We start from the raw sequence: 12,355 nt of genomic DNA, 5'->3' as shown, positions 1-12,355 counted from the left end.
TGCATGGCTCAGACGGCCTGTCCGGGGGCGGTGGTTTCGAACTCGGTTCGGGCCGCGAGGATCGCGGGCATATTCTCGTCCGCCCACTCCACGAGGGTAAGGAAGCGCGCCAGAAATGACCGGCCCATGTCGGTCAGGCTGTAGCTGACGCCGGGCGGCTTGGTGTCGAAGACCTCGCGCCGCACCAGCCCGTCGCGCTCGAGATCGCGCAGCGACTGGGCCAGCATCCGCTTCGAGATGTCGGGCAGGATGCGGAACAGCGCGTTGAACCGCTGCGGCCCCTGGCGCAGTTCCAGCATCACCAGCGTCGGCCATTTGGCCGAGACGTGGTCAAGCACCTGGCGCACCGGGCAGTTGGACGGATCGAAGCCCAGCGCCTTCCAGGCGTCGAGCCGGTTTTGAGGAGCGGTCGGCATGGGGCGGGTCCCTTCCTGTTACCTTGTAATGAATTACTGCCTCCTTCTCAGGAGAAGCAATGGTCTCTAAATGAGACTTGTATTCGATTCGAGACCTGAAAGGAACAGACGATGACAACCTACCTTGTAACCGGCGCCTCGGGACAACTGGGCAAGCTGGTGATCGCGCACCTTCGAAAACTGGTACCGGCAGAGAACATCATCGCCCTGGTGCGTTCGGATGCCGCCCGCGCGGCTTATGCGGCGGAAGGGATTGCGACACGCCAGGGGGATTATACCGATGCCGACAGCCTGAAGGCCGCGCTGACGGGGGTTGACCGGCTGCTGCTGATCTCCTCGTCGGAGGTCGGGCAGCGGGCGGTGCAGCATGCCAATGTGATCGACGCAGCCAAGGCCGCCGGGGTGGGGTTCATCGCCTATACCTCGCTGCTGAACGCCGATACCCGTGGAATGGCGCTGGGTGAAGAGCATGTGGCGACCGAGGCGGCGATCCGGGCCAGCGGTATTCCCTTCACCTTCCTGCGCAACGGCTGGTATTCCGAGAACATTGCCGGGAGCGCCGCGCAGGCGCTGGCGATGGGCCAGCACTTCGGCGCTGCCGGCGCGGGGCGGCTGGCGACGGCCGCGCGCGAGGATTATGCCGAGGCCGCCGCGCAGGTGCTGGCGGGCAGCGGGCACGAAGGCAAGGTCTACGAGCTGGGGGGCGATACGGCCTTCACGCTGGGCGAATATGCCGCGCTGCTGGCAGAGGTTTCGGGCAAGCCGGTCGTCTATGTCGATCTGCCCGAGGCCGCCTACAAGGACGCGCTGGTCGGGGCGGGTCTGCCGGCGGGCTTCGCGGCGATTCTGGCCGACAGCGACGCCAAGGCCGCGCATGGCGCGCTGATGACGCAGAACCGTGACCTGTCCCGGCTGATCGGCCACCCGACAACGCCAATGCGCAAGACGCTGGAAGCCGTGGTCTAGGCCCCTGAACCGGGTCCGGCTGGCCGCGTCGTCTGCCGGACCGCACGGGCGCGCCCCCTTGCCCGGATTTGCGGTTGGCGTCTAGGCTGGTGCGGCCACGAGGGGAGTCGCGTCATGACGAGAACCGGACATTGCCTGTGCGGAGCGGTCTCCTTTGCCTTCGAGGGGGAGGCGAACTGGTGCTCGCACTGCCACTGCGAGAGCTGCCGGAGGCAGACAGCCTCGGCCTTTACCACCTTCCTAGGGGTGCCGGACGGGGCGTGGAAGTGGACCGGGGAAGAGCCGAAGGTCTTTGTCTCGAGCCCCGGGGTTCGGCGGATGTTCTGCGGCACCTGCGGTGCGCCGGTGGCCTATGCCGCCGAGCGCTATCCGGGAGAGACACATTTCTATGTCGCACTGCTGGATGACACGAGCGATTTGTTGCCCGAGTCGCATGTGCATTGGGACGAGAGGGTGGATTGGGTGGAAATGGCGGATGGCTTGCCGAAGAAGGAAGGGTGAAACACCATCCGCAACACGGCCATCCGGACGCTTGCGGCAGAGCCTGACCGACCAGGGCTAAGCCGCCAGTCCCTTGGAGCCCATTTCCAGGTATTTCTGGCGGCGGTCCTTGACCAAAGCGGCGCCGTCCTTCTTTTTCATCTCGCCCAGCATCGCGCCGATCGCCTTGCCGACCGCCTTGATCGCCGTGGCCTTGTCGCGGTGCGCGCCGCCCCGAGGTTCGGGGATGATGCGGTCGATCACGCCGAGGGTCTGCAGATCCTGCGCGGTGAGGCGCAGCTGTTCTGCCGCCTCGACCATCTTCTCGGAATCCTTCCACAGGATCGAGGCGCAGCCTTCCGGGCTGATCACTGAGTAGACCGAATGCTCGAGCATCGCCACGCGGTTCGCGGTGGCAAAGGCGACCGCGCCGCCCGAGCCTCCTTCACCGATGATAACCGACACCAGCGGCACGGGGATCTGCAGGCAGGCCTCGGTCGAGCGCGCGATGGCTTCGGACTGGCCGCGCTCTTCCGCGCCCTTGCCGGGATAGGCGCCGGGGGTGTCGACCAGCGTGATGACCGGGAGGCCGAAGCGGCCGGCAAGCTCCATCAGGCGGATCGCCTTGCGATAGCCCTCGGGGCGGGCCATGCCGAAGTTGCGCTCGATCCGCGATTTGGTGTCGTGGCCCTTTTCGTGGCCAATCACCATCACCGGCTTGTCGTCGAACCGCGCGAGGCCGCCCATGATGGCGTGATCGTCTGCAAAGTTCCGATCGCCGGCGAGCGGCGTGTATTCGGTGAAGAGCTGGTCGATATACTCGCGGCAATGCGGCCGGTCGGGGTGGCGTGCCACCTGACATTTGCGCCAGGGCGTGAGGGTCTTGTAGAGTTCGTCCAGCATCGTCGCCGCCTTGGCGTCGAGCGCGCGCGCCTCGTCGGCGAAATCCACTTTGCTGTCGCCCCGAGCCAGTGCGCGCAGCTCTTCCGCCTTGCCTTCGATCTCGGCCAGCGGTTTTTCGAAATCCAGATACTGGGTCATAGGGTGCCCTGCTCTTGCCGTTTGGCCTTATATGGACGGGCCGCGGGGCTTATGCAACTCGGCACGCGCGCCCGCGGCCGTGCCAGAGCTGGCCTGAGGGCCGCGAACTCGTGCGGGGGTTTCGCCTGTTTCCCGTGAGGAGCGCAGGATGCGCCGGCGGCGACACCCGTGCGGGCGCATTCCTCACAGGGCTTCGGCCGTTTTCCGCGGCGGAAAACGGCCAATTTGTCAGCCGGCGGCGATCAGTTCGGACTGTTTCACGATCACCTCGGCCTGCTTGATCGAAGCGATGTCGACCAGCCGGCCCTTGTAGACGGTTGCGCCCGCGCCGGTGCGCTTGGCCTCTTCCATGGCGGCGAGGATCTCGCGCGCCTCGGCGACCTTGGCCTCGGGCGGGGTGAAGACCTCGTTGGCGAGGGCGATCTGCTTGGGGTGGATCGCCCATTTGCCGACCATGCCGAGCGTCGCCGAGCGCAGGGACTGGGCGCGGAAGCCGTCATCGTCGGAGAAATCGCCGAACGGGCCGTCGACCGGCAGCACGCCATGGGTGCGGCAGGCGGCGACGATGGCCGTCTGCGCCCAATGCCAGGGGTCGGACCAGTATTTCTGGCCTTCGCGCAGCATGTAATAGTCCTCCTGCGTTCCGCCGATGCCGGTGGTCTGCATTCCCATCGAGGCGGCGAAGTCCGCGGCGCCGAGACTCATCGCTTCCAGGCGGGGGGAAGAGGCCGCGATCTCCTCGACATGGGCGATGCCGGCGGCGGATTCGATAATAACCTCGAATTTCAACGGCTTGCTGCGGCCCTTGGCGCGTTCGATGGAGGTGACCAGCGCGTCAACGGCATAGACGTCAGCCGCGCAGCCGACCTTGGGGATCATGATCGCGTCAAGCCGGTCGCCGGCTTGCTCGAGCAGGTCGACCACGTCGCGGTACCAGAACGGGGTATCGAGACCGTTGATGCGGACGGAGAGCGTCTTGCGGCCCCAGTCGACCGCCCCGATGGCCTCGATCACATTGGCGCGGGCGGCGTCCTTGTCGGTTGGGGCAACCGAATCCTCGAGGTCCAGATTGATCACATCCGCCGCGCTGGCAGCCATCTTGGCGAAGAGCTTGGTGTTCGAGCCGGGCCCGAAGAGCTGGCAGCGGTTCAGGCGGGCGGGTGGCACGGGCTGGAGGCGAAAGGACATCGGCGGAACTCCGGTTTGGCATAGGTGCGCAAGGAAATTGCCCAGGATCACCAGGCCGGCGTATCAAAATTGCGTGTCGCCCCGCAAGGGCGATTGTGCAGGCGCAGAAACATGGCGCGCAGCGCGGCATTGAGCGAGTCCGGCCATCTTGACGCAAGATTCTTCGGCATTTTATCCCGTAACACCTGAAATCTTGCACAAGACTCCAGTTCCGCGGTGCTTTTCGCAAGGCAAACGCATCGGCCTGCCTATAAGGTGCGCGGGAATCAAAAGGAGTGCTGCGCCATGATCGAAACCCCCTATCTTCTGTTCCTGGGCGATGCACCCGATCAACTGGCCGCGAAGGTTGCTCAGGGGATCCGCGACTGGCGCCCCGACAACGCCATCGGCCAGATCCGCCTGCCCGGCTGCGGCGCCGATGTGAAGCTGCCCGACCTGACGCTGGCCGAGGCGCGCGAAAAGGGCGCGAAGACGCTGGTCGTCGGCGTGGCCAACCGCGGCGGCATCATCAGCGCCTCGTGGAAGAAGGTGCTGATCGAAGCCCTGGAAATGGGCTATGATATCGCCTCGGGCCTGCACAACCTGCTGCGCGACGAGGGCGATCTGGTCGCTGCGGCGCAAACCCATGGCGGCACCCTGCACGACGTGCGGGTGCCTTCGGTCGGTTATCCGATCGCCAGCGGGGTCAAGCGGTCCGGCAAGCGGCTGCTGGCCGTCGGCACCGATTGTTCGGTCGGCAAGATGTATACGACGCTGGCGCTGGACGAGGCGATGCGCAAGCGCGGCAAGAAGAGCACCTTCCGCGCCACGGGCCAGACGGGCATCCTGATCACCGGATCGGGCGTGCCGCTGGACGCTGTGATCGCCGACTTCATGGCCGGCTCGATCGAATACCTGACGCCGGACAACGACGACGACCACTGGGACATGATCGAGGGCCAGGGCAGCCTCTACCACGTGTCCTATTCCGGCGTGACGCTGGCCCTAATCCACGGCGGCCAGCCCGACGCGCTGGTGATCTGCCATGAGCCCTCGCGCCCGCACATGCGTGGCCTGCCCGGCTACAAGATGCCGACGCTGGAAATGGTGCGCGACATGGCGCTGCCGCTGGCCCGGGTCGCGAATCCGAAATGCGAGGTGATCGGCGTTTCGATCAACACCCAGCACATGAGCGAGGACGAGGCGCTGAGCTATCTGGAAGGCGTGGAAAAGCGGATGGGGCTGCCCGCCGTGGACCCGTTCCGCCAGGGTGCCGACCGGCTGGCCGAGGCGCTGGAGGCCTACTGAGGCCGCCTCCGGCGGGAGTATTTTCAAAGAGAAGAAGGACCGGGGCAATGCAGATCGAGGTGACGCGCGACGTGTTCCGGCTGGCGCAGGTGTTCACCATCTCGCGCGGGTCGCGGACCGAGGCGCAGGTCTTGACGGTGACGGTGACCGACGGCGGCGTGACCGGGCGCGGCGAGTGCGTGCCATACGCGCGCTATGGCGAGACGCTTGATTCGGTGGCGGCGCAAATCGAGGGCCTGCCGCCGACCTTCGACCGCGACGCGCTGGCCGGGCTTCTGCCCGCCGGCGCGGCCCGCAATGCGGTGGACTGCGCACTGTGGGATCTCGAAGCGAAGCGCGCCGGCCAGCGGGTCTGGCAACTGGCCGGCCTGGCCGCGCCCGGGCCGCTGATCACCGCCTATACGCTGTCGCTCGACACGCCCGAGGCGATGGAGGCGCAGGCAGAGAAGAACGCGCATCGCCCGCTGCTCAAGATCAAGCTCGGCACGCCCGACGACATGCCCCGGCTTGAGGCGGTGCGGCGCGGCGCGCCGAAGGCCCGCATCATCGTCGACGCCAACGAGGGCTGGAGCGCGCCGGTCTACGCCGACCTTGCGCCGCATCTGGTGCGGCTGGGCGTCGATCTGGTGGAACAGCCGCTGCCCGCCGGTGCGGACGATGCGCTGCTGGGGATGGAGCGGCCTGTGCCGGTCTGCGCCGACGAGAGCTGCCACGACCGCGCGTCCTTGCCGAAGCTGAAGGGCAAGTATGATGTGGTGAACATCAAGCTTGACAAGACCGGCGGGCTGACCGAGGCGCTGGCGCTGCGCGACGCGGCGCTGGCCGAGGGATACAAGGTGATGGTCGGCTGCATGGTCGGCTCGTCGCTGGCCATGGCCCCGGCGGTTCTGGTCGCGCAGGGGGCCGAGGTGGTCGACCTCGACGGGCCGCTGCTGCTGGCCGAGGATCGCGAGGCGGCGCTGGTCTATGACTCGGCGGGTGTGCATCCGCCGGAGGCGGCGTTGTGGGGTTGAGCCTGAACCGCCCCTGACTGCCGCCCGTCGCCCTGGTGTGGCGCCCCCCTCCCTCTCCCTCCCCCCGGTGGGGTGAGGGGAGCGTGTACGAAGGGCGGAGCGCCTACTCGACGCAGGCCGCTCTATCCCAGAGCGTTCAGAACATCGGCGATCAGGTCGTCCGGATCCTCGATGCCGACCGAGAAGCGCACCAGTCCCGGGGTGATGCCAAGCGCCGCCTTCTGGTCAGCTGGCAGGCGCTGGTGTGTGGTCGTCGCCGGGTGGGTGATGATCGACTTGGCGTCGCCGAGGTTGTTCGAGATCGACACGATCTCGAGCGCGTTCAGGAACTTGAACGCCGCTGCCTGGCCGCCCTTCAGGTCGAATGACAGCACCGTGCCGCCCTGCCCCATCTGGCGCTGGCAAAGATCGTGCTGCTTGTGCGCCGCCAGCCCCGGGTAAATTACCCGCGACAGCGCCGCATGGCCTTCGAGAGCCTGCGCCAGCTTCAGCGCCGAGGCAGCCTGGGCGTTGACCCGCAAGCTCATGGTCTCCAGACCCTTGAGCATGATCCAGGCGGTGAAGGGCGACATGGAACCGCCGGTATGCTTCATGTAGGGCTCGACCGTCTTGCGGATGAACTCGCGGGTGCCGAGGATCACCCCGCCCAATGCGCGGCCCTGCCCGTCGATGTGCTTGGTGGCCGAGTAGATCACCACGTCGGCGCCCTGCGCCACGGCGTCCGAGAAGACCGGCGTGGCGAAGACGTTGTCGACCAGCACCAGCGCGCCCGCGGCATGGGCGATCTCGGCCACGGCGGCGATGTCGATCAGCTCCAGCGTCGGGTTCGAGACGGATTCGAAGAACACCGCTTTGGTCCCGGGGCGCACCGCGGCGCGCCACTGGTCGAGATCGGTGCCGTCGACAAAGGTCACCTCGACGCCATAGCGGGTCAGCACCTCTTCCAGCACGTAGAGACAGGAGCCGAACAGCGCGCGCGACGAAACCACGTGATCGCCCGCGCGCAGCATTGCGGTCAGCGCGCCGCTGACGGCGGCCATGCCCGAGGCGGTCGCGAAGGCGTCTTCGGTGCCCTCCAGCGCGGCGATGCGTTCCTCGAACATGCGGACGGTCGGGTTGCCATAGCGAGCATAGATGAACTCGTCATCGCCCGCCTTGATGAAACGCGCCTCGGCCTGTTCGGCGCTGTCGTATGCGAAGCCCTGAGTGAGGAAGATCGCCTCGCTCAGCTCGCCATACTGGCTGCGGCGGGTACCGCTGTGCACCGCCTTGGTGCGTTTGCTCCAGTCTTTCATAACCATTCCTTCCGGCCCATGCGGGCGCAATGAAAAAGCCCCAGACGCGGGTCAAGCGAAAGGGGCCTTTCATCCTGACCTTTTAGCAGCTTGTTTAGCGTGGCCCGCAATCCGGTATCAAATCGCCACGTGGTCCTTCGGCTTTACTCCCGCATGGGCGATGACGTCAACCCGGCACGCGCCGCAGAATGGGGGCTCTTCCCCGGCCGCCCTTCCGGCGCCTTCCCCGGGATATTTCAGGCACGAGGAAGATCCGGTTTGCGGTGCGTTCAGCCAGCCCCGGCACCAGCAACACGTCCTGCGATGCGCACCTCGGCGATGCAGCGATCGTCGCCGAGCATGATGGTGGCAAAGAGGGTTTCCCAGATATCCTCTGCGCGCGCCGTCCGCTGGGCCAGCGCGGGCGTGGCGTCGGGGTCGAGAACGATCAGGTCGGCCTCCATTCCGGGGGCGATGGTGCCGATCCGGTCGCCCATGTGCAGCGTCTGGGCCGAGCCGGCAGTGGCGAGCCAGAGCAGCTCGGCGGCGTGCAGCGCGCGTCCCCTGAGTTGGCCCACCTCATAAGCGGCGGCCATCGTACGCAGCATCGAGAAGGAGGAACCTCCGCCGGTATCGGTGGCGAGCGCGATCCGGTGGCCTGCCGCCATCAGCCCGTCCATGTCGAAGAGCCCAGAGCCGATGAATGTGTTGGAGGTCGGGCAATGTACCAGCGCCGCGCCGGTCTCGCGCAGGCGGGCGCGCTCGCGGTCGGTCAGGTGGATGGCGTGACCGTAAAGACCGCGCTCGCCGAGCAGGCCGTGTCGTTCGTACGTGTCGAGATAATCTCGCGCCTCGGGGTAGAGGCCGAGCACCCAGTCGATTTCGTCTGTCTGCTCGGACAGATGGGTCTGCATCAGGCAATCGGGGTGTTCGGCCCAGAGCGCGCCCAGCGCGTCGAGCTGGGCGGGCGTTGAGGTCGGCGAGAAGCGTGGGGTGATAGCGTAGGTCAGCCGGTCTATCCCATGCCAGCGCCCGATCAGCGCGCGGCTGTCGTCATAGGCCGATTGCGCGGTGTCGCGCAGCCCCTCGGGCGCGGTGTCGCGATCCATGCAGGTCTTGCCGGCCGCCAGCCGCATGCCGCGCCGCTGCGCCTCGGCAAAAAGCGCGTCGGCGCTGGCGGGGTGAATGGTGCAGTACGAGCAGACGGTCGTCGTGCCGTTCGCCGTCACCAGATCGAGGTAGAGCGCGGCGATGTCCGCGGCATAGGCCGGATCGGCAAAGCGCATTTCTTCGGGGAAGGTATATGTGTTCAGCCAGTCGATCAGCCGCTTGCCCCAGCTGGCGATGATCGCGGTCTGGGGATAGTGGGCGTGGGCGTCGACAAAGCCGGGCAGGATGATCCGGTTTCCGTGATCGACGAGTTCTGCCCCAGGATGGGCCGCGCACAGGATGTCGCGCGCGCCGGTGGCCTGGATCATTCCGCCGGCGATCGCCACCGCCTCTTCCACGCGCGCCGCGCCTGCGGGGTCGCCATCGAAGGGCGAGCGGTCGAAGCAGAGGACGCGCCCCGTCAGGATCACCGTTTCGCTCATCTGCCTGCCTCCGACTGCCCGCTTTGACGACGCTCAGGGTAGCTGTCGCAAAACGCGCGGTAAATTCCGGATTTGCCGCTGTTTTCCAGTAGCAGCTTCCAGTAGGTTGCGGCCAATCGCGGAAAGGGGGTGGCCGATGGACGCAGACGAACAGCCGATCGACACCGAGGCCAAACGCGACGAGGACGCCTATGCGCTCTCCACCAAGGTTGTGGCGGCCATTCTCGATTCGGTCGAGGCAGGCGACCGCGAAAAGCTGATCGCGCTGATGGAGCCGCTGCACGCGGCCGACATCGCCGACCTTCTCGAACAAATCGACGGCGAGGAGCGGCGCGAGCTGATCCAGCTTTACGGGCGCGAGTTCGACGGCGAGATCCTGTCGGAACTGGAAGAGAGCGTCCGCGAGGAAGTCATCGGCTTCCTGTCGCCGCAGGTTCTGGCCGAGGCGGTGCGCGAGCTCGACTCGGACGACGTGGTGGATCTGGTCGAGTTTCTCGACGAGCCGCAGCAGGAGGCGATTCTCGACGCGCTCGAGGATGTGGACCGGGCCGCGGTCGAGCTGGCGCTGTCCTATCCCGAAGGTTCCGCCGGCCGTCTGATGCAGTCCGAGGTGGTGATGGCCCCGGAACACTGGAACGTCGGGCAGGCCATCGACTACATGCGCGGATCAGACCGGCTGCCGGATGCCTTCTACCACGTGATCCTGGTCGATCCGCGCCTGCATCCCATCGGGAACGTCACGCTGGGCCGGCTCATGGCGGCGCGGCGCGACGTGCCGCTGAAGGAACTGACCGAGGAAATGTTCCGGGTGATCCCGGCGACGCAGGACGAGGAGGACGTCGCCTATGCCTTCAACCAGTATCACCTGATCTCGGCGCCTGTGGTGAACGCGGATGGCCGCCTGGTCGGGCAGATCACCATCGACGACGCCATGATCGTGCTGGATGAAGAGCACGAGGAAGACATCCTGCGTCTGGCCGGTGTCGGCGAAGGCTCGATTTCCGACCGCGTGATGGAGACGGTCAAGGCCCGTCTGCCCTGGCTGGCGGTCAACCTTGTTGCCGCCAACATGGCCGCCCTGGTGATCGCCCAGTTCGAAGCGGTGATCGCGCAGCTGGTGGCGCTGGCGGTGCTGATGCCGATCATTGCGTCGATGGGTGGAAACGCGGGCACCCAGTCGCTGACCGTGGCGGTGCGGGCGCTGGCGACTCGCGACCTGACCAACGCCAACGTCGGGCGGGTGATCCGGCGCGAGGTGCTGGTCGGGCTGCTGAACGGCGTGGCCTTTGCCGTTGTGATGGGGCTGGTCGCCTTCCTGTGGTTCGGATCGGCCGGGCTGTCGCTGGTGATCGGCGGCGCACTGATCGTGAACATGATCGTTGCCGGTCTGGCGGGCACCGGGGTTCCGGTGCTGCTGGACAAGCTGAAGGTCGATCCTGCCCTGGCCTCGGGCGCTTTTGTCACCACAGTGACCGATATCGTCGGCTTCTTCACCTTTCTGGGCTTCGCGGCCCTGTATCTGCTGTGACAGGCCTCGCCGCGCTTAAAACCGAGGCGCGCAAGGCCGCCTTCGCCCGCCGCGCCGAGGCCTTTGCCACCGCGGGCGGCGCGCATGCCGGCAAGCTGTCCGAGGTGCTGGCAGGCTATCGCGGGGTTCCGCTGGCCGGCTACATGGCGATGCGCACCGAAATCGACCCGACGCCGGCGATGGCCGAGGCCGCCGCCCACGGTCCTGTCGGCGTGCCGGTGATCCGGGCAGCCGGGCAGCCGCTGCGCTTCAGCCGGTGGGAGCCCGAGACGGCAATGATCGACGGACCTTTCGGCGCGCGGATCCCTGCGGTGGAAGAGCTGATCGACCCCGAGATCCTGATCGTGCCGCTGGTGGCCTTTGATGCGCACGGCAACCGTCTGGGTTATGGCGGCGGGTTCTACGACCGCACGCTGGAAGAGCTGCGCGCGCGCCGGCCGCGGCTGGCCATCGGCTTCGCCTTCGATGCGCAGGAGGCTGGGAGCCTGCCCCTGGAGGTGACCGACCAGCCGCTGGACATGATCGTGACCGAAACCCGGGTACTGAGCTTTCGCTGAGCCGACAGGCGCGTTTGCGGTGGGGAAAGCCGGTCATGTCCTGCAGCAATTCGCCTGACCCCAACCGTTTGAACCCTTTTTTCCGCGCAGAACGACAGCCCGAAACCCTCGCAGGATTTCGGCACGCAGGACTTGCCTTGCGCGACGTGCGGGCCTAGGCATCCTGCATGAAAATACTGTTCTTGGGCGATGTCATGGGCCGCGCGGGGCGCGCGGCGGTGGCGGCACGGCTGCCGAAGCTGCGCGACGACTGGCGGCTGGATTTTGTCGTGGTCAATGGCGAGAACGCCTCGAGCGGCATGGGGCTGACGGGCGAGCACGCCAAGGGGCTTCTCGACGCAGGTGCCGATTGCGTCACGCTGGGCGATCACGCCTTCGACCAGAAAGACATGCTCCAGTTCATCGAGACCGAGCCGCGGGTGATCCGCCCGCTGAACTTCGCCAAGACGGCGCCCGGAAAGGGTGCGCGGCTGTTCAGCGCCCGAAACGGGCGCAAGGTGCTGGTCACGCAGGTGCTGGGCCAGGTCTTCATGAAGCGCGCCTTCGACGATCCCTTCTCGGCCGTCGACACCGCGCTCAAGACCCATCCTCTGGGCGGCACCGCCTCGGCCGTGGTGGTCGATATACATTGCGAGGCGACGTCGGAAAAAATGGCGCTGGGACATTTCTGCGACGGCCGCGCCAGCCTTGTCGTCGGCACCCATACCCACGTGCCGACCGGCGACGCGCGGGTTCTGCCGGGGGGCACCGGCTATCTGACTGACGCGGGCATGTGCGGCGACTACGACTCGGTCATCGGGATGGACAAGGCCGAGCCGATGCGCCGCTTCATCACCGGCATGGCGAAGACGCGGTTCACCCCGGCGCTTGGCGAGGCAACCTTGTCGGGCGTGCTGGTCGAGACGGACGACGCCACGGGCAAGGCGCGGACCATTCGAATGGTGCGCCTGGGCGGACGGCTGCAGGAAGCCACGCCCTGAGGCGTCGCGATCCGGCCGCCAGACAGCCGGATG

Annotated in this window: 12 protein-coding genes and 1 riboswitch; of the genes, 7 read left to right on the top strand and 5 right to left on the bottom strand. The window is 66.7% G+C overall.

The window, feature by feature from the left end:
• Positions 1–8: 8 nt before the first annotated feature.
• Positions 9–416, bottom strand: coding sequence for a winged helix-turn-helix transcriptional regulator (locus ACFO5X_RS23865; protein WP_380722298.1), 408 nt, complete (start codon positions 414–416; stop codon positions 9–11).
• Positions 417–527: 111 nt separating this feature from the next.
• Between ACFO5X_RS23865 and ACFO5X_RS23860 the strand changes: the two genes are divergently transcribed.
• Positions 528–1,382 carry an SDR family oxidoreductase gene (locus ACFO5X_RS23860; protein WP_380722296.1) on the top strand — a complete coding sequence of 285 codons (855 nt, stop codon included), beginning with the start codon at positions 528–530 and terminating at the stop codon, positions 1,380–1,382.
• 114 nt (positions 1,383–1,496) lie between these two features.
• Entirely contained in the window at positions 1,497–1,883 is a 387-nt protein-coding gene (locus ACFO5X_RS23855) for a GFA family protein (RefSeq protein WP_380722294.1), read from the top strand.
• 57 nt (positions 1,884–1,940) lie between these two features.
• On the opposite strand, the gene ACFO5X_RS23850 is transcribed toward ACFO5X_RS23855, so the two are convergent.
• Both ACFO5X_RS23850 and ACFO5X_RS23845 read right to left on the bottom strand, forming a co-directional pair.
• Positions 1,941–2,903, bottom strand: coding sequence for an acetyl-CoA carboxylase carboxyltransferase subunit alpha (locus ACFO5X_RS23850; RefSeq protein WP_380722292.1), 963 nt, complete (start codon positions 2,901–2,903; stop codon positions 1,941–1,943).
• Positions 2,904–3,131: 228 nt separating this feature from the next.
• A complete protein-coding gene (locus ACFO5X_RS23845) occupies positions 3,132–4,091 on the bottom strand; it encodes an L-malyl-CoA/beta-methylmalyl-CoA lyase (RefSeq protein ID WP_380722290.1) in 960 nt (319 codons plus the stop codon).
• Between the two features lie 285 nt (positions 4,092–4,376).
• Here ACFO5X_RS23845 and dgcN point away from each other — a divergent pair, with 285 nt between their 5' ends.
• Both dgcN and dgcA read left to right on the top strand, forming a co-directional pair.
• Positions 4,377–5,378 carry an N-acetyltransferase DgcN gene (dgcN, locus tag ACFO5X_RS23840; protein WP_380722288.1) on the top strand — a complete coding sequence of 334 codons (1,002 nt, stop codon included), beginning with the start codon at positions 4,377–4,379 and terminating at the stop codon, positions 5,376–5,378.
• 47 nt (positions 5,379–5,425) lie between these two features.
• Entirely contained in the window at positions 5,426–6,391 is a 966-nt protein-coding gene (gene dgcA / locus ACFO5X_RS23835; protein ID WP_380722286.1) for an N-acetyl-D-Glu racemase DgcA, read from the top strand.
• A gap of 122 nt (positions 6,392–6,513) precedes the next feature.
• Here the strand turns inward: dgcA and metZ are convergent, their stop codons facing one another.
• The gene (gene metZ / locus ACFO5X_RS23830; protein ID WP_380722284.1) at positions 6,514–7,686 is read right to left on the bottom strand and encodes an O-succinylhomoserine sulfhydrylase; all 1,173 of its coding nucleotides are present in this window, start codon (positions 7,684–7,686) and stop codon (positions 6,514–6,516) included.
• A gap of 62 nt (positions 7,687–7,748) precedes the next feature.
• Positions 7,749–7,825: riboswitch (SAM riboswitch) on the bottom strand.
• Positions 7,826–7,955: 130 nt separating this feature from the next.
• Entirely contained in the window at positions 7,956–9,257 is a 1,302-nt protein-coding gene (gene guaD / locus ACFO5X_RS23825; protein ID WP_380722283.1) for a guanine deaminase, read from the bottom strand.
• A 136-nt stretch (positions 9,258–9,393) separates the two neighbouring features.
• Here guaD and mgtE point away from each other — a divergent pair, with 136 nt between their 5' ends.
• From mgtE to ACFO5X_RS23810, 3 genes are all read left to right on the top strand, one after another.
• The gene (mgtE, locus tag ACFO5X_RS23820; protein ID WP_380722281.1) at positions 9,394–10,785 is read left to right on the top strand and encodes a magnesium transporter; all 1,392 of its coding nucleotides are present in this window, start codon (positions 9,394–9,396) and stop codon (positions 10,783–10,785) included.
• Positions 10,782–11,342 (top strand): 5-formyltetrahydrofolate cyclo-ligase, encoded by a 561-nt coding sequence (locus tag ACFO5X_RS23815; protein ID WP_380722279.1) that lies wholly within the window; start codon positions 10,782–10,784, stop codon positions 11,340–11,342. Before mgtE ends, ACFO5X_RS23815 begins: the two co-directional genes overlap by 4 nt.
• A gap of 167 nt (positions 11,343–11,509) precedes the next feature.
• The gene (locus ACFO5X_RS23810) at positions 11,510–12,322 is read left to right on the top strand and encodes a TIGR00282 family metallophosphoesterase (RefSeq protein WP_380722277.1); all 813 of its coding nucleotides are present in this window, start codon (positions 11,510–11,512) and stop codon (positions 12,320–12,322) included.
• Positions 12,323–12,355 lie beyond the last annotated feature (33 nt).

This window comes from Seohaeicola nanhaiensis, assembly GCF_042654245.1.
Lineage (GTDB): Bacteria > Pseudomonadota > Alphaproteobacteria > Rhodobacterales > Rhodobacteraceae > Seohaeicola_A > Seohaeicola_A nanhaiensis.
This window is presented reverse-complemented; position numbering and strand designations above follow the sequence as displayed.

What these genes read in the sequence shown, in the direction of transcription:
- dgcA (WP_380722286.1), top strand. Translation starts at nt 5,426, where the DNA reads ATGCAGATCGAGGTGACGCGCGACGTGTTCCGGCTGGCGCAGGTGTTC.
- guaD (WP_380722283.1), bottom strand. Translation starts at nt 9,257, where the DNA reads ATGAGCGAAACGGTGATCCTGACGGGGCGCGTCCTCTGCTTCGACCGC.
- ACFO5X_RS23865 (WP_380722298.1), bottom strand. Translation starts at nt 416, where the DNA reads ATGCCGACCGCTCCTCAAAACCGGCTCGACGCCTGGAAGGCGCTGGGC.
- ACFO5X_RS23855 (WP_380722294.1), top strand. Translation starts at nt 1,497, where the DNA reads ATGACGAGAACCGGACATTGCCTGTGCGGAGCGGTCTCCTTTGCCTTC.
- metZ (WP_380722284.1), bottom strand. Translation starts at nt 7,686, where the DNA reads ATGAAAGACTGGAGCAAACGCACCAAGGCGGTGCACAGCGGTACCCGC.
- mgtE (WP_380722281.1), top strand. Translation starts at nt 9,394, where the DNA reads ATGGACGCAGACGAACAGCCGATCGACACCGAGGCCAAACGCGACGAG.
- dgcN (WP_380722288.1), top strand. Translation starts at nt 4,377, where the DNA reads ATGATCGAAACCCCCTATCTTCTGTTCCTGGGCGATGCACCCGATCAA.
- ACFO5X_RS23860 (WP_380722296.1), top strand. Translation starts at nt 528, where the DNA reads ATGACAACCTACCTTGTAACCGGCGCCTCGGGACAACTGGGCAAGCTG.
- ACFO5X_RS23845 (WP_380722290.1), bottom strand. Translation starts at nt 4,091, where the DNA reads ATGTCCTTTCGCCTCCAGCCCGTGCCACCCGCCCGCCTGAACCGCTGC.
- ACFO5X_RS23810 (WP_380722277.1), top strand. Translation starts at nt 11,510, where the DNA reads ATGAAAATACTGTTCTTGGGCGATGTCATGGGCCGCGCGGGGCGCGCG.
- ACFO5X_RS23850 (WP_380722292.1), bottom strand. Translation starts at nt 2,903, where the DNA reads ATGACCCAGTATCTGGATTTCGAAAAACCGCTGGCCGAGATCGAAGGC.